Source organism: Kribbella sp. NPDC050459, assembly GCF_040655315.1.
GTDB lineage: Bacteria > Actinomycetota > Actinomycetes > Propionibacteriales > Kribbellaceae > Kribbella.
In genome coordinates this window covers 223096-239553 of record NZ_JBFAJQ010000012.1, presented here as the reverse complement: position 1 = coordinate 239553, position 16458 = coordinate 223096, and the positions used below count along the sequence as shown (strand labels likewise).

The following is a 16458-nucleotide window of genomic DNA, read 5'->3' as shown; positions in this document are numbered from 1 at the left end:
CTCTCCCGAACCGTCAGTGCAGAACTGCGACAGGTCGCATCCGCGCTACCGGCTTGACCAGCCCGTGGCGGACGAGGACGTCGAGGGCCGCGTTCACGCCGAGATCGTCGAAGTGGTGGGCATCGGTGGGCGCGCCGTCGTCGTAGCGGTAGCGGCGGGTCTTGTGCTTCAGCGGGTGGTCGCCGGAGATGCCGCGCGCCACCAGGTCGGAGACCACGGTGCCGGCGCCGTGACAGGCGGAGTACAGACTGCTCGCCGCACGGTCGCCCGCCACGGCCAGGTAGCTGGAGGTGCGGTGCGTACCGGGCAGCAGCACGGCCTGTCCGGTCTCGGCGAACGTCGTCCCCGGCGACATCATCGAGGCCGGGAAGGCACGGCAGGAGTTGTGCCGGTGGACGACGCCGGTACGGTCCCCGACCGGCTCTTCGTAGATGCTGTTGTGCGGCGAGTCGACCACCAGCCGCCCGGTGGCGCCGCCGAAGGAGTCGGCCGCGATCCGGCGGAGTGCGGCGTACGTCGCGGTGCGGAAGGCGAAGCCGTAGTTCATCGCGGCCGCGGTCGCGAGCATCAGCCGCTGGCCTTCGTCACTGGCCAGCGGAAGCGGCGTGCAGCCGGCGGTGAAGTACAGACCGAGCCGTGCGCGTAGTTGTGCGAAAGAACGCGCGGAGCGGAGGTGGAACCACGGCTTCAGTGCCGCGTTCACGGCCTTGATCTGAGCGGGATAGTCCTTGCGACGGAAGAACAGGCGCCCGATCTCCCCGGTGAAGACCCCGCCGCCGCCGTGGTACTGGATGGTCAGCTGGCCCTCGGTCACTCCGAGCTTGGCGGCCCGCTCCGGGTCGAGGATCTCCTCGACCCGCTGGAGCTCGACGAAATGGTTGGACGGGCCAATGGTTCCGAAGCGGTACCGGGCCAGCTGGAAGGCGATCCCCGGAAGCTCCGCGCGCAGCCGGTCGAGGCCGCCGTACCGCTCCAGGTCGATCCGGCCGCCCTCCTCGATCCGCTCCAGGTCCTCGGCCGGCGCGCCCCAGCGCTCCACACTGAACTCGGACCCGGCGCCGACCGCCTTGGCGACCTCCTGGCGGCTGAGTTCGGCGGTGCCCCGGGTCGGGTACGGATAGCGCTCGCGGACCGCTCGCATGAAGACGTCGACGGCCTTGTCGTCGGGGACCTCGGAGTCGACCGCGATCAGCGCCATCCCGCAGTTCACCGACGAGCTGGTCAGCTCAGGACGGACAGTGCCGCTGGTCGCGACCGCGACGCTCGACGGCAGCTCCATCTTCGACTTGTGGTGGAAGTCCGGCAGCACCACCGGCGGGGCGGCCAGGTCCGCGCCCTCGACCCGATGTCCGAGCGCCGTGATCGTCGCCCGGCCCGCGGGGAGCAGGGTGGGGTCATCGAAGACCGTCGGGGGGACATCGACGGTACCGTCGAGGACGCGGACGTCCAGTGGCGGCCTGGCCTCTGTGGTCATGCTGTACTCACAGTCTGTTGTCGGGTGGGCAGGTCAGAAGTCGTCGGGATAGGGCGCGCAGGCCGACACCAGACCGGGCGTCGGGCTGTACTCCGGAACGAGCCGGCGCAGGTGCCGGAAGACCTCGTCGGGCCGGTTGTGCGCGGCGGCGTCGTACAGCTCCTGCAGCCCGGCCCGGAAGCCGGCCGGCGGCGGTGGCGCCACGGTCATCGAGATCCGTGGATGATCGGTGGGCGTGGCTTCCTCGCCGGCGCCGAACAGTTCCTCGGTGAGCTTCTCGCCCGGCCGCAGACCGGTGTACTTCACGTGGACGTCGCGGACGTTCAGCAGGCCGGCGAAGTTGTGGACCAGGTCGACGATCCGCACCGGCTCGCCCATGTCCAGGACGTACGTCGCCGAGCCGTGCGACATCCGCGCCGCCTCCAGGACCAGCCCGACCGCTTCCTCGATCGTCATGAAGAACCGGCTGACGTCGGGATGCGTGATCGTCACCGGTGTGCCGCTGGCGAGCTGGTCCCGGACCACGTGCAGCAGCGAGCCTCGGCTGCCCAGCACGTTGCCGAACCGGACCGCGGTCAGCACCGTCGAGGCCGGCTGCTGCGACTCCAGCACCAGCTCGGCCAGCCGCTTGGTTGCCCCGAGCACCGAGGCCGGGTTCGCGGCCTTGTCGGTGGAGATCAGCACGAACCGTTCGACGTCGTGGACGACGGCGGCCTCGACCAGGTTCTGGGTACCGCGGACGTTCGACTTCACGCCCTCGCACGGGTGTTGCTCCAGGACCGGAAGGTGCTTCAGGGCCGCCGCGTGGAACACGATCTGCGGCCGGTGATCACGGAACAGCTGGAACAGCCGCTCGCTGTCCCGGATGTCCGCGACCACGGTGTTCTCGGTGTCCAGCAGCGCCTCACCCCACAGCTCGAGCTGCGTGCGGTGCAGGTTGGACTCGTCGTGGTCGAGCATGATCAGTTGCTCGGGGCCGAAGCCGTACACCTGACGGCACAGCTCGCTGCCGATCGAACCGCCGGCGCCGGTGACCAGGACCCGCTTGCCGGCGATCGCGTCCCGGGCGTGTCTGCTGACGACGTGCATCTCCGGCCGCCCGATCAGCGGGCCGATCTGCAGCGCCCGCATGTCGGTCCCGGCGATCTGACGCTGCAGCACGGAGAGGAACGGCGGCAGGTGCAGCACGGTCGCGCCCAGCGCGGCGGCGCGCAGCCCGAGCTGCTTCACCTCGTGCGACGGCATCGACGGAATGGCGACCACGACGACGTCGGCCCCGGTCCGCTCGAGGACCTCCTCGAGATCAGCCAGGGTGCCGAGCACCTTCCGCCCGCCGTACCGCCGGCCCGCCTTGCCGGGATCGTCGTCGAGGAAGCCGACAGGCTCCAGCCCGAACGAGCTGACCCGGTGCAGGTCGCGGGCCAGTGCGACCCCGGCCTCACCGGCCCCGACCACAACGGTCCGCAACAGGCCGTTGTCGCTGTCGTGTAGCAGCAGAGGCTCACTCATTCCGTTCCCTTTCCCGAGATGCCCTCATGCGCGATGTCGGTGACCGCCGTACAGACCGCGTCGAGCTGTTGCCCGGTCAGCCGCGGGTACATCGGCAGCGACAGCAGCTGGTCGAACAGTGCGTCCGCCCCGGTCAGTCCGGCCGACGGAATCAGGGCCGTCTGGCTGAAGTACGCGAGTCGATGGACCGGGATGAAGTGCACCGAGGTGCCGATGGCGCGAGCGGAGAGCGCGGCGATCACCTCGTCGCGATCGATCCCGCCGTGCAGCCGGAGCCGAACCGGGTACAGGTGCCAGGCGTGCGTGCCCTCCCCGGGGGCCGGCCGGTGCGGCAGCCCGACACCGGGCAGTCCCGCGAGCCGATCGTCGTACTGGGCCGCGATCTCGGCGCGCCGCCGCTGCCAGGACGGGAAGTGCGTGAGCTGCGCGCGGCCCATCGACGCCTGGATGTCGGTCATGTTCGCCTTCAGACCGGCGTCGGCGACGTTGTAGCGCCAGTTGCCACCGGGCAGGTAGCGCCGCCAGGCGTCGGCCGTCATCCCGTGCAGGCGCGCCCCGCGCAGCCAGTCGGCGCGTGCCGCGTCGTCGGTGGTGATCATCCCGCCCTCGCCGAGCGGGAGGTTCTTGGTGGCGTAGAAACTGAAGCAGGTCGCGCCGGGGCCGGAGCCGATCGGCGCGTCGCCGGCGTACGTGCCGAGCGCGTGCGCGGCGTCCACCACGACGTGGTCGAGCGGCACACCGGCCGCTTCGGCGAGCGCCGGTACGTCGGCCACGTCGCCGGCCCAGTGCACGACGGTCAGGGCAGCGGGCCGGCCGAAGGACTGTACGGCGGCTCGGACCGTCGCCGGTGTCGGCATGCCGGTGACCGGGTCGACGTCGACCAGGACCGGCTGGTGCCCGGCGTGCACGATCGCCTGGACCGCGCCGCAGAACGTCATCGTCGAGCTCAGCACCAGCGATCCGGGTGGCAGCCCGAGTGACCGCAGCGCCAGCTCGATCCCCTGTGTGCACGACGATACGGCCACCGCGAACTCTGCCCCGACCGCGGCCGCGAACTCGGTCTCGAACGCCGCCACCTCCCGGCCGGTGGTCACCCACCCGGACTGCAGGACCCGCAGAACGGCGGCCTGCGCCTCGGCGGTGATGTCACAATCCGCGAACGGTACGGCGATCTCCGCCGCCGGTAGCGGACGCGCCGCAGCAGTGATTCGGGTAGTCATCCCGATGCCCCCCTCGAGGCCCCCACGGGCCCTGATGTCCCTCGACGCTACGAAATGTGACCGGCGCCCGCGCCCGCCTGCGAGACGAGAACCTCTACGTCAAGAGGATGATCCGCGCCCGGTGGTCATTACGGACCCGTCGTTCTCGTCGATCCCCGTCACACCGTGTGAACGGGCAAAGGCGACCAGTGCGAGCGCCGAGTGCTGCTCCGACCGGCGGAGCAGGCTCTGGATGTGGGTCCGGACCGTGTTCGTGGACAGGAACAGGTGGTCGGCCGCCTCGGCCCTGGTCATCCCGGAGACCAGGCAGCGCAGGACATCGAGCTCGCGAGGTGTCAGCCGATCCACGAAGCCGGCGGCCGCGCGCTGCCGGCGCAGATCGCCCAGGAGATGGCTGAGCACCGGTCCGAGCGTCGCGGGCGCGAGGTACAGATGGCCGTCGAGGACCTGCCAGATCGCCGCAACCAGGGCGGGCAGCCGGGTGGTCTTCGCCAGCCAGCCTCGAGCACCTGCGTCGATGGCCTGCACGATCAACCGCGGGTCGGTACTGCCGGACAGCATGATCACGGCCGGCGGGTCGGGTTCGGCCATCACTTCGGCCAGCAGGTCGGAGCCGGACTCCTCGGCCAGCGACAGGTCGAGCAGGATCACATCGGGCCGGCCGGAACCGAGCAGCTTTCGTGCGGCGGTCAGGTTCGAGGCGGTGCCGACGTGGCCGATGCCGGGTTCGGTCGCGAGCAGGCCCGCCAGTGCTTCGGCGAAGACGCGATGGTCGTCGACCAGCAGGATCGCCACCCCGGACGATTCCCTCACCGGCGGCCGCCCTCGATCAGCTCCTGCACGTCGACCAGCCCGGCGTCGGCGGCCGCGCGGGCGAGCTTGCCGCGGCCGTGCACGCCGAGCTTGCGCAGTACCTGCTGGACGTGGGTGCGGATGGTGTGCCTGCTGACGCCGAGGATGCGGGCCATCTGTTCGGTGTTGTAGCCCTGGACGACCAGGTGCAGTACCTCCAGCTCCCGGGCGGTCAGGGCGTCGACCACCGGCTGTTGCTTGCGCCGGTCCGCGGCCGGCCGCCCGGCCGCAATGTGGTGGCCGTTGGCAACCGATTCGGTGGCCTCGAGCAACGTTCGCAGACTGCAGGTCTTGCTGACCACGCCGTCGGCCGTCCCGGTGTCGAAGGCGTCCCACGCCTGTTCGTCCTGCGGATCGGTGAGCAGTACCACGTACGGCGTCCGGTCACCGCGGTGCGGTAGTTCGGTCACGGCAGAGCTGTCCAGGACGTACAGGTCCGGACGGCGGCCGGTGCCGTCGAACAACTGGCGCGGATCGTCGGTGGTCGTGACGACCTCGTGGCCCTGCAGTTCGAATGCGGCGGCGACGACCGAGGCGAACAGCCAGTTCTCCTCACAGATCGCGAGCCTCATGCCGACCTCACCGGCGGGTGGCCCCCACGGGGCAGACAGAGCCGGACGGTGGTTCCACGACCGGGCACGCTGCTGATCTCCAGCCGGCCGTCGAAAGCGCGCGCCGCTGCCGCCACCACCCGCAGGCCGTGGCCTGTTCCGGCGGCGACGTCACCGAAGCCCGGGCCGTCGTCGGACACCTCGACGTACGCCTCCCCATCGGCCGACTCGTCGGCACCGACGCGAACGTGGACGTGCCCGGTGCCGCCGGCCGCGCGACAGGCGTTGTCGAGCAGGTTGCCGATGGCACGCCGCAGCAGTGCCTGGTCCCCGGCGACCACGACCCGCGCGACGCGGTCGAAGATCACCGGCGCGCGGTACGTCAGCCGAACCACGTCGGCGCACTCACCGGCCAGCTGGGTCAGGTTGACCCCGCCGATCCGCCGCGCGGGCACCTGCTCGACGTCCAGGAGTTCGGCGATCGCGTCGAACTGCTGACGGATCAGTGCCAGCCGCGCCGGTACCGCGTCGAGCTCGGCCGTCGGTTCGGACAGACACAGACCTGCGGCGACGTACTGCCGCAGATCGTGGCACAGGCGCAGCAGGTGCTCCGGGTCGCCGGCAAATCCACCCCTGGCCGGCGACGGGTCGGCAGCGCTCATCGATGACCCCCCTCAGGTCCCCCGACCGAGCCGGCCGCCCACCGCGGCCACACGCACCGAGCCCTCGACGACAACGGACGGTCATTCCTTCCGTCCTGGCCTCTCCGCTGTGGCCCCCCACGGCACGCGTCCCGGTCTTAAGGGACCAGTACAGGCCGTCACCAGGTGAAGAGGCAGGGGCAGGCGGCAGACGTCATGATTCGGTCATCTTCACGTCATGTTTCGGCCCGAGGTCAGGGCTGGTACTCGTAGGCGCCGAGGTCGTCGTAGCGCCGCGGCCCCTCCGCGAAGGTGTTGGCGGTCGCCGGATCGTCGACCCTGGCCAGCCCTTGGATGTCGGTGGACTGGGCACCGGACACGCCCGAGTCGCCGCGGTCGATCGCCGCGGACCCGGCCCCGATGTGCAGGTTCCACGAGCCGGCCGACACGAAGCGAGGATCGGCCTGTACCCCGTGTGACTCCTGGTGGGTGGCCGCCTGCATGGCCGCCAGCGAAGTGTACGTCGTACCGAAGGCGTACATCTTCCCGCTCGTCGTCAGCCAGACCAGGTTGTGGTCCACGGTCGTGGATGCGGGCGCCGAGTCCCAGATGCCGATGTTCCCGGCCCGCCGCGTACAGGCGATGCCGTTGTACGCCGGGTACACCGCGTTGTCGACCGCGACGTTGTTCGAGACCACATAGTTGCCGGAGGTGCCCTCGACGTTGATGCCGGTCGTGCAGTTGCGGTACACGGTGTTGCCGATCAGCCGGCCACCGGTGACGTTCAGGTCGTCAATGCCGTGGTCGCCGTTGTTGTACGTGACGTTCAGCGCCGCCAGGTTGTCGTTGCCGCCGGTGTAGAACTGGATGCCGGAGTCCTCGTTGTCGTGCGTGACGTTGCGCAGCACGGTGTTGCCGGCGCTGATCACGTTGATCCCGTTGGCGTTCCGGCGGTACCCCTCGGCGTTGAAACTGGCGGCGTTGCCGCTGACCAGGATCCCGGTCGACCCTGACGTGAGCAGGATTCCGCTGCCGTTGTTGTGGTTCACGTCGTTGCCGCTGACAACCGACGAGCTGGACGAGCGGATGCTGATCCCGTACGCCGTCTGGCCGGAGACCGGCTGCCCGGCGCCGGTGACCGTGTTGCCGCTGACCGTGATGTCGTGGCTGCCGGTCACGTACACGCCGTCGTACTTGGTCCCGGTGAAGGTGAGACCCGACAGGGTGAGGTAGGCGCGCGAGGAGATGTTCGCGCCGAAGCTCGTAGGTGTGAGGACCGGGTGCCGCCCCGGCCAGGCGGTGATCGTGATCGGCGCGTCCGCCGTCCCTGAGACGACGGGTTTGATCGTTTCGCTGTAAGTCCCGTCACCGATGTACAGCGTGAACCCGGCGGCGAGTTTCGCTACCCCCTTGGTGACGGTGCAGTACGGCGTGGTCGACGTACCCGGGCCGGCGTCGGAGCAACCGGCCACGGTCCGGTCGACGTACAGAGTCGTCGTCGCGGCGCGCGCGACGAGTGGACACGCGAGTGCGGCTCCCGACACCAGGAGCACGCCGGCCAACCGGACACCAAGCTTCATAACCACAGACTGCGGCCGGTTGGTGCCGGTCCGCATCGCCCGTTCGGCGTAGTTGATCGTGCCGACGGCAGGAGAACGGCTGCGTACGCCTCGTGACCGGGCCGGTCAGGAATTCCGGTCACGACGAGGGGGGTGTCGTGGACCGGGACCGGCGCGGCGCCCGGAGCATGTGGGGTGCGTCCGGGGTTCGGCGGGCGTACGCAGCGGGTTCCCCCCAGCAGGGTGGGACCGGACGCCCGGGCGTGGCAACAAAGATGACGTGGCCGTCATCGACTGGTCAGTTGGCCGGCAGCTCCAGCTCGAAGAGCGCGCCGCCGTTCGGGCCGTTCCGCGCCGACAGCCGGCCACCGTGCGCGACCGCGGCGGACCGTGCCATTGCGAGCCCGAGACCGGTGCCCGTCCGGCCGTTCGGCGGCGGCCGGTGCCAGAACCGTTCGAACACGTGCGGCAGGTCCTCCGGCTCGATCCCGGGGCCGGAGTCGGCCACTTCGACGACGCAGCGGTCGGCGGATCGCCGGCAGCCCAGGCTGATCTCGCCGCCCACCGGCGTGAAGTTCAGCGCGTTCTCGATCAGGGCGTCCAGGGCCAGTTCGATCCACTCCGGGTCGGCCGGAATCCAGCCGGTCGGTTCGCAATCGACCTGCCAGTCGCGGTCCTCCTGGGCCGACCAGTTCGAGGCCAGCTCCCGGACCAGGCTGCTCAGGTTGGTCGGCTGTTCGGACAGTGCGCCACCGGAGTCGAGCCGGGCGACGGCCAGCAGCCGGTTCGACAGCGCGGTCATGCGTTCGAGCTGCAGCATCGCGACCGACAGGTCCGACCGCACCTCCACGTCCAGGTCCTGTGCGGCCACCAGCTCCAGATGGCCGCGCGCGATCGTCACCGGGGTCCGGATCGCATGGGACGTGTCCCGGACGAACTCGCGTTCCCGCTGGGCCGCCTCGAGTTGCCGGCCTGCCATCAGCTGCATCTCCTCGATCGCCGCGACCCGGCGCCGGACGTGCCAGATCATCACCAGCAGCACCATCGGCATCAACGGGATCTCGGCGAGCTCGGCTTTCGGCAAGTGGCCCTCGGCAGCCTGCCTGACCATCAGCCAGCCGGCCAGCAGAGTGAACGCGGTGGTCGCGGCCACGGTCGGGAGCGGCGGCCAGATCCGGTAGCCGTAGGCGATCGCCACCGCGAGGAACATGATGTGGAACGGGCCCGCCTCGAGGCTGGGCTCGATGATCATCAGCCCGAGCATGCCGACGACGACGACGGCCACCGCGATGTCGATCAGCAGGCTGATCCGCCGCGACGGGCGCCGGACGGCCCGCGGCACCGCCAGGTCAGGCGCTCTGGAGCTGATAGCCCACATTGCGCACCGTCACGATGAGGTCGGGCCGGATCTTCGAGCGCAGCCGGCCGACGCAGACGTCCACCACGTTGGTGGACGGGTCGAAGTCGTAGCCCCAGACCTCCGACAGCAGTTCCTGCCGGGAGCAGACGACATCGGGATTGCGCATCAGGTGCCGCAGCAGCAGGAACTCGCGTTTCGGTAGCACCGTCGGCCGGCCGTCGATCAGCAACTGCCGGGCCTCCAGGTCGAGCACCATGTCACCGACGCGGAGCCGGTTCTTGCGCCGGTTGCTCGCGTCCTCGCCGAGCCGGCCACGGACCCGGGCGACCAGCTCGCGGATCGCGAACGGTTTCGCCAGGAAGTCGACCGCGCCCTGCTCCAGGCAGCTGATCCGCAGCTGGATGTCCGCCGTGGCGGACAGCACCAGGATCCGGAACGCGGGATCCTGCGCCAGTAAGGCCGACAGCACCGCCTCGCCGTGCATCCGCGGCATCAGCAGGTCGAGCACGATCAACGCCGGCCGGTGCTCGAGCGCCAGCCGCAGGCCCCCCAGCCCGTCCGCCGACCCCAGCACCTGGTAGCCCTCGGCCTCGAGCGCCCGCCGGACGAACCGGATCAGGTCCGGCTCGTCGTCGATCACCAGAATCTTGGTCATCCGTGCCCCCCTCAGGATGATGACCTGTAGCCCTTGGGGGCCCATTCTCGGTTTTTCGTGCCGCCTATGGAACCCCCTTGTGGCGCTTTCGTGTTCACCTTCCGTTAAGCAAATGTTTGCCTGGGTTCCTGACGTTCCTGAACTACTTCCGGCGTACCTGAGCGAAGGTGCGGCGTAGGTCGTCGGTCCATTCCGTGGGGGCCTCCCACGGGATGAAGTGGCCGCCGTTGGGGTGGGCGGTGACGTTCGTGTGGTTGTACCAGGCGGCCCGGTCGCTTGCGAGGAAGTTCTGCACGCGCTGCTCGGGTGTGCTGACGCCGGGCGGGTTCTCGTAGCCGACGAAGGTGATGCCGGTCGGGGCCTCGACCACCGGCGTCCGGTTGTGGGACGGCGTCCACGGGTAGCGGTTGTTGTTCGCGTAGGTGCGGATCGAGGTGTCGATCGCGTCCCCGGCCCAGAAGATCGTCGCGTGCGTGAGCAGGTCGTCGTCGGTGAACGCGGCGTCCCCCTCGGACCAGCTCAGCCAGCGCTCCATGATCCACGCCAGCATCCCGGCGGGGGAGTCCGCGAGGCCGAATCCGAGCGTGGTCGGGTGCAGCACGTGCGCCGCGAGATGCGCGGCGAAGCGGCGCTCGAACCGGACGATCCCGGCGTGGATCTCCGGCGGCAGCCCCTCCGGGATCGGCCGGCCGCCGCTCAGGTCCCACCCGCGGTCGCCGTTGAAGAAGTCGAGTTTCAGCGCCGATCCGATGTGGATCCCGTACAGCTCGTCGGCGTACTTGTGCCCGAGTTGCCCGGTCACCAGCGCGCCGACGTCGCAGCCCGCCGCGGCGTACTTTCCGAAGCCGAGGACGCCCGTCATGAGTTCGTGCCAGACGTCGGCGATCTTCCAGAAGTTCATGTCCGGGCGGGTCGGCGTCGAGAAGCCGAACCCGGGCAGCGACGGGACGATCACGTCGAACGCGTCGGCCGGGTCACCGCCGTACGACGCGGGGTCGGCGAGCGGGTCGATCACCTTCGACCAGTGCCAGAACGTCCACGGCCAGCCGTGGCTCAGGATCAGCGGGACCGGCCGCGGGCCGACGCCCGGCCGGCGCAGGAAGTGCACCGGCACGTCGCCGACATCGACGCGGTAATGCTCGTACGCGTTGATGTTCCGCTCGGCCGCGCGCCAGTCGAAACCGTCCGCCCAGTACTCGACGAGCGGTTGCAGGCGGGTCCGGCGGACGCCGTAGAAACCGTCGTCGTTCCCCGCGTCACGTGGCCACTTCGTCGCGCGCAGGCGGCGGCGGAGGTCGTCGAGGACGTCGTCGGGTACGGCGATCGGGGTGGGAGTCATGCGGTGTCCTCCGCGAGGTCGGTCAGGCGGTGCAGTACGTCGATCGAGCCCGCGAGGACCGCGCGCTCGTCGGGGGTGAGCCGCGCGACCAGGGCGGCCAGCTTCTCGACCCGGTTCGCATGCCGGGACCGGACGAGCTCCCGGCCGGTGCGGGTCAGGGACAGCAGGCTGGCGCGGCCGTCGGCGGGATCGGGCCGGCGCTGCAGGAGCCCGTCCTGCTCGAGTTTCGCGACCAGGCTGGTCAGCGCGGGCTGCTTCAGCTGCTCCGTGGTCAGCAGGTCGGTGAGTCGCAGCGGTCCGCGCCGGCCGAGGGTGTGCAGCACGGACAGGGCCGAGAAGTTCAGCCGTCGCACCGACGGCAGGCGGATGAAGATCGTGTTGAAGTCCTCGATGACCGTGGTCAGCCGGTCGACGTCCAGGTCGGGCACGGACGCGACTATATCAAAAATCGATGTACTTCAGTGGCTGAGGGCCACCGGGACGGCGAACGTGGTGCTGCCGGACTTGAAGGTGAGGACGGCCGCGTCGGCGCTGTCCGGGAGGTGGCCCTTGAACGTGATCGTGCCGTGCTCCGTGCCGCCGGCCGCGATCCGGCTCGGCCACGAGCTCTTGCCGGGGTCGGCGCGCAGGACGGTGCCGTCGGCGGCGGTGAACGTCGTCCCGTCGATCGGGATCTTGACCGCCTCCTTGGCGGTGCTGGTCAGCTTGACCTCGACGCGGGTGAAATGGCTCGTGTACGTGACGTTCTCGACCGTCATCGTGATGCCGGAGCCCGCCTTCGCGACCGGTTTGATCAGCCGGTCCTCGCCGGACTCGTTGCCGGTCAGGTAGCCGCCGACGTACTCCGCGCCGGCCGTCAGCGCGAACCCGCCGACACCGACGCCGGCGAGCACCACCGCGATCGCGACGAGCACCGACACGTCCAGGCGGCCTCGGCGGCGGGTCGTCGGTGTGGCTGCGTCGAGCAGTGCGAGGACCATCGCGACGACGAGCGCGATGCCGGGCGGTACGAGCCAGCGGAGTGCTCCGTCGGGGCCGTCGGCGAGGAACGTGACGATGAGGTTCACGATGATGCCGAGCAGGATCACGCCGCCGGCGGCGATGAGCAGCCGTGTCAGGCGTACGGTCCCGACCGCGTCGTCGTCCGTACTGCGATCCGCGGCGGGCAGCCGCTGCGCGCGAGCTGTTTGCTCGGATGAGCGCCTGCTTGGCTGTTCCGTGCCGTAGCCGTCGTAGCCTTCGGTGCCGGGTCGTGGGGTGGTCGAGCGGCGGTCAGCTCCCGCTGCGCGGCGGTCCCGCGACGCGCCACGCCGGTCGGCGCCTTTCCGGCGGTCTGCGCCCGTCTGCTGGTCCGTGCCGGTTCGCTGGTCCGCGCCGGTTCGCTGTTCCCTGCCGGTTCGTGGGTCCGGGCCGGTTCGTGCGTCGGGCGTGGCCCGGCGGTCGGGCGCGGCCGGCGTCGGGTCGGGCCAGCTGGCCGACTCGTTCCAGTTCGGCTCGGCGTGGTCGATCTGGCCGGAAACCTCCCAGGGGGACCGGACCGGTTCCGCGCTGTCGGCCGACGGGTACGCCGCCCACGTCCCGCCGTCACCCGACCGCTCGAACCCAGGAACCACACCCGCGGCGCCGTACTCCTCCGCGTCGTCCACGCGCTCGCGCGCGAACGGATTGCCGTCGGCTCCGTACTCCTCCGCGTCGTCCGTCCGCTGCTGTGCGAACGGGTTGCCGTCGGGTGCCTGCTGTGTCGGGGCGAAGGGGCTGCCCTCTCCGCGCGACCGGTCGACGCGCGGCTCGGCAGCCGGTGCGTAGTCGGCCGGTGCGTGATCGGCCGGTGCATGGTCGACGGGGGATTGGTCGGCCGGTCCGTAGTCGGCCGGTGGGTAACCGGCCGGGGCGTGGTTGGCCCGGTCGGACGAACCGGCCGCGGGGGGAGGGGGCGGCGGCGTGGGGGCGCCGTACTCGTCGGGCGAGGGCGGCTCTGCCTCGAGCCAGCTGCCGGCGGCTGACGGCGGTGCGGCGGACGCGGCCGGTGGCACAGGTGCCGAGGACGGCGGTGCAGCGGCCGGCGATGCGGAAGACGGCGGTTCCGCGGGAGCGGCTTCTTCGGCGGACGCCGCAGCTGGCATCCAGGCCGAAGACGGCGGCGCAGGATCCAGCGGCGTCGAAGGCGGTGGTTCCGAGGGCTCTGCGGCGGACGCGGCCGGTGGCACAGCTGCCGAGGACGGCGGTGGGGTGGGGTCGGTGCGGGGGGAGGGGGTGCTGGACTTCGTGAAGGTCAGGACCGAGCGGCCGATGTGGATCTTGTCGCCGGTGGTGAGCGGCGTCGGGCCGGTGAGGCGGCGGCCGTTCAGGCCGGTGCCGTTGCGGGACTCGTCGTACAGGGTCCAGGTGCTGCCGTCGCGGTCGAGGCGGGCGTGGATGCGGGAGATCTGGTCGTCGGCCTGCAGCCGGATGTCGGCGTTCGAGGCGCGGCCGATGGTGATCGTGTCGGTCCCGGCCGGCAGCGTCCACTGCTGCTCTCCGAGCGACAGCACGAATTCGGTTTCCACTCACACCCCAGCCGGCGTCGTCTGATCGCGATCGGTCCCGCCGCCGGCGCGTCGCACCCGTGGCAGCCATTCCGTCGGCGCGATTCTGCCATTCACACCCGCCCCGGACCACCGGCAGTCCCACCCGACCACCCTCCGCGACAAGCCGCTCACCGATCCGGGCCGGCCGTGATGATTCTCAGATTCGGGCGGGTTTGTCAGCGCTTGGTAGCCATGACAACGCGGTCAGTTGTCATCGGGGTGCCAACGGCACGACAGCGCCTTGCCCGGCCGCGGTGGCGGACATAGTGTCCCCCCGCGCGATCCATCGGGGCTGGATGGACAGGGGTCCTCCGCCGGCCCGGGTCGATGGGTAGGCCGGAGGTTCCAGCCGGAGTGGTGCACCGACTGCAGTCCGGCGAGGCGCAACCCGCCCAGCACCGCATCGTGAAGGGACCACATCCATGGTCTTGTTCCAGCGTTTCCGCAAACCTGCTGTCGTCCTGGGGCTGACCGGCCTCGCGGCGGCGGCACTCGCCGGGCTCGGCTCATCGGCCGCCGGCGCGGCCCCGAGTGCGGCACCCCCGCCACGGCCGACCCAGGCGGAGTCCAAGGCGTTCGCGGCCGGCTCCGCGTCGTCGCTGGTGGCCGGGCGTCCTAGCGCCCTGCACGCCTCGAAGGACGACAAGTTCGTCGCGAAGCCGGTGATCTCGGAGCAGAGCGGTCTGCAGTACGTCCCGTACGAGCGTTCGTACAAGGGCCTCCCGGTCGTCGGTGGTGACTTCGTCGTGGTCACCGACGCGAAGGGCGCCGTGAAGTACACCTCGGTCGCGCAGACCACCGCCGTACCGGAGCTGTCCACGACCGCGAAGGTGACCTCCGCGGCCGCGAAGCAGACCGCGAACAAGCAGCTGAAGCAGGTCAAGGAGTCGACCACGCCGACGCTCGCGGTCTACGCCCTGAACGGTACGCCGAAGCTCGCCTGGCAGTCCCGGGTCACGGGCAGCAACGGCCACGAGCCGTCGAGCCTGTCGGTGTACGTCGACGCGCAGAGCGGCAAGGTGCTCGGTACCAAGGAACACGTGATGGCCGGCAACGGTACGGCGGTCTACAGCGGCCCGAACCCGTTGCACCTGGACACCACCCTGTCCGGCAGCACGTACTCGATGAAGGACCCCAACACCACGAACCTGTCGTGCCAGGACGCCGCGAACAACACCACGTTCTCGGGCCCGGACGACAACTGGGGCAACGGTACGGCGACCAACAAGGAGACCGGCTGCGTCGACGCGCTGTTCGCCGCCCAGACCGAGAAGAAGATGCTGACCGACTGGCTCGGCCGCAACGGTATGGACGGTAGCGGCGGCGCCTGGCCGATCCGGGTCGGGCTGAACGACCAGAACGCGTACTACGACGGCACGCAGGTCCAGATCGGCAAGAACACCGCCGGCGGCTGGATCGGTTCGCTCGACGTCGTGGCGCACGAGATGGGTCACGGCATCGACGACCACACGCCGGGCGGGATCTCCGGCAGCGGGACGCAGGAGTTCGTCGCGGACACGTTCGGCGCGGCGACCGAGTACTACAGCAACCAGGGGGCGTCGTACGACCCGCCGGACTTCCTGGTCGGTGAAGAGGTCAACCTGGTCGGCCAGGGCCCGATCCGCAACATGTACAACCCGTCCGCGCTCGGCGACCCGAACTGCTACTCGAGCTCGATCCCGGGCACCGAGGTGCACGCGGCGGCCGGTCCGGGCAACCACTGGTTCTACCTGCTCTCGCAGGGCAGCAACGGCTCCCCGACGAGCCCGACCTGCAACAGCTCGACCGTGACCGGCATCGGCATCCAGAAGGCCATCCGGATCATGTACAACGCGATGCTGATGAAGACCAGCAGCAGCTCGTACCTCAAGTACCGGACCTGGACGCTGACCGCGGCCAAGAACCTGTACCCGGGCAGCTGCGCCGAGTTCAACACCGTGAAGGCGGCCTGGGACGCGGTCAGCGTGCCGGCGCAGACGGGTGACCCGACCTGCTCCACCTCCGGCGGCGTCACGGTCACGAACCCGGGCAACAAGTCCGGCACGGTCGGTACCGCGATCGCGTCGTTCACGATGACCGCGTCCGGCGGCACCGCGCCGTACACCTGGTCCGCGACCGGTCTCCCGGCCGGTATCACGATCGGTTCGTCCACCGGCACCGTGTCGGGGACGCCGACCGCGAGCGGAACGTTCAACGTCACCGTGACAGCGACCGCGAGCGCAGGCGGATCCGGCAACACCTCGTTCACCTTCACGATCGGCGGCACCGGTGGCTGCTCCGGCCAGAAGCTCGGCAACCCGGGCTTCGAGACCGGTACGGCGGCGCCGTGGTCGGCGTCGGCGGGTGTGATTGACAACACCGCCTCCCAGCCGGCCCGCAGCGGCACCTGGAAGGCGTGGCTGGACGGTTACGGCACGACCCACACCGACACGCTGAGCCAGTCGGTGGCGATCCCGGCCGGGTGCAGCGCGACGCTGTCGTTCTACCTGCACATCGACTCCGCCGAGACCACCACGACCACGCAGTACGACAAGCTCACGGTCAAGGCGGGCTCGACCACGCTGGCGACGTACTCGAACCTGAACAAGGCGAGCGGTTACTCGCTCAAGTCGTTCAACGTCTCGTCGTTCGCGGGTCAGACGGTGACCATCAGCTTCACGGGCACCGAGGACAGCTCCCTGCAGACCTCGTTCGTCATCGACGACACGGGTCTCAACCTGAGCTGACCTAA

The 16458-nt window shown here is 70.2% G+C and carries 13 protein-coding genes; 1 reads left to right on the top strand and 12 read right to left on the bottom strand.

All coding sequences use genetic code 11. The annotated features are described in order from the left end of the window. Positions 1-13: 13 nt before the first annotated feature. The 12 genes from AB0I12_RS32325 to AB0I12_RS32270 form a co-directional block, all read right to left on the bottom strand. The gene (locus AB0I12_RS32325; RefSeq protein WP_359936756.1) at positions 14-1474 is read right to left on the bottom strand and encodes an RtcB family protein; all 1461 of its coding nucleotides are present in this window, start codon (positions 1472-1474) and stop codon (positions 14-16) included. Between the two features lie 33 nt (positions 1475-1507). Continuing rightward, positions 1508-2983, bottom strand: coding sequence for a nucleoside-diphosphate sugar epimerase/dehydratase (locus AB0I12_RS32320; protein WP_359936753.1), 1476 nt, complete (start codon positions 2981-2983; stop codon positions 1508-1510). Continuing rightward, positions 2980-4203, bottom strand: a complete 1224-nt coding sequence (locus AB0I12_RS32315) for a DegT/DnrJ/EryC1/StrS family aminotransferase (RefSeq protein ID WP_359936751.1) — start codon at positions 4201-4203, stop codon at positions 2980-2982. Before AB0I12_RS32315 ends, AB0I12_RS32320 begins: the two co-directional genes overlap by 4 nt. Positions 4204-4302: 99 nt before the next feature. Then, positions 4303-5016, bottom strand: coding sequence for a response regulator transcription factor (locus tag AB0I12_RS32310; protein ID WP_359936748.1), 714 nt, complete (start codon positions 5014-5016; stop codon positions 4303-4305). Next, on the bottom strand, positions 5013-5627 hold the full coding sequence (locus tag AB0I12_RS32305; protein ID WP_359936745.1) for a response regulator transcription factor: 615 nt from the start codon (positions 5625-5627) through the stop codon (positions 5013-5015). The genes AB0I12_RS32310 and AB0I12_RS32305 overlap by 4 nt, the downstream gene beginning before the upstream one ends. Beyond that, positions 5624-6268, bottom strand: coding sequence for a HAMP domain-containing sensor histidine kinase (locus AB0I12_RS32300; RefSeq protein ID WP_359936742.1), 645 nt, complete (start codon positions 6266-6268; stop codon positions 5624-5626). Before AB0I12_RS32300 ends, AB0I12_RS32305 begins: the two co-directional genes overlap by 4 nt. Positions 6269-6501: 233 nt before the next feature. Then, positions 6502-7827: a right-handed parallel beta-helix repeat-containing protein gene (locus tag AB0I12_RS32295; protein ID WP_359936739.1), complete on the bottom strand. Its 1326-nt coding sequence runs from the start codon at positions 7825-7827 to the stop codon at positions 6502-6504. 277 nt (positions 7828-8104) lie between these two features. Then, entirely contained in the window at positions 8105-9184 is a 1080-nt protein-coding gene (locus AB0I12_RS32290) for a HAMP domain-containing sensor histidine kinase (RefSeq protein ID WP_359936736.1), read from the bottom strand. After that, on the bottom strand, positions 9156-9821 hold the full coding sequence (locus AB0I12_RS32285) for a response regulator transcription factor (protein ID WP_359936733.1): 666 nt from the start codon (positions 9819-9821) through the stop codon (positions 9156-9158). The genes AB0I12_RS32290 and AB0I12_RS32285 overlap by 29 nt, the downstream gene beginning before the upstream one ends. 142 nt (positions 9822-9963) lie before the next feature. Further along, positions 9964-11160: an epoxide hydrolase family protein gene (locus tag AB0I12_RS32280; protein WP_359936730.1), complete on the bottom strand. Its 1197-nt coding sequence runs from the start codon at positions 11158-11160 to the stop codon at positions 9964-9966. After that, positions 11157-11588: a MarR family transcriptional regulator gene (locus AB0I12_RS32275; RefSeq protein ID WP_359936727.1), complete on the bottom strand. Its 432-nt coding sequence runs from the start codon at positions 11586-11588 to the stop codon at positions 11157-11159. Before AB0I12_RS32275 ends, AB0I12_RS32280 begins: the two co-directional genes overlap by 4 nt. 30 nt (positions 11589-11618) lie before the next feature. Continuing rightward, the gene (locus AB0I12_RS32270) at positions 11619-13706 is read right to left on the bottom strand and encodes an FHA domain-containing protein (RefSeq protein ID WP_359936724.1); all 2088 of its coding nucleotides are present in this window, start codon (positions 13704-13706) and stop codon (positions 11619-11621) included. A gap of 443 nt (positions 13707-14149) precedes the next feature. Between AB0I12_RS32270 and AB0I12_RS32265 the strand changes: the two genes are divergently transcribed. Then, a complete protein-coding gene (locus tag AB0I12_RS32265) occupies positions 14150-16453 on the top strand; it encodes a M4 family metallopeptidase (RefSeq protein ID WP_359936721.1) in 2304 nt (767 codons plus the stop codon). Positions 16454-16458 lie beyond the last annotated feature (5 nt).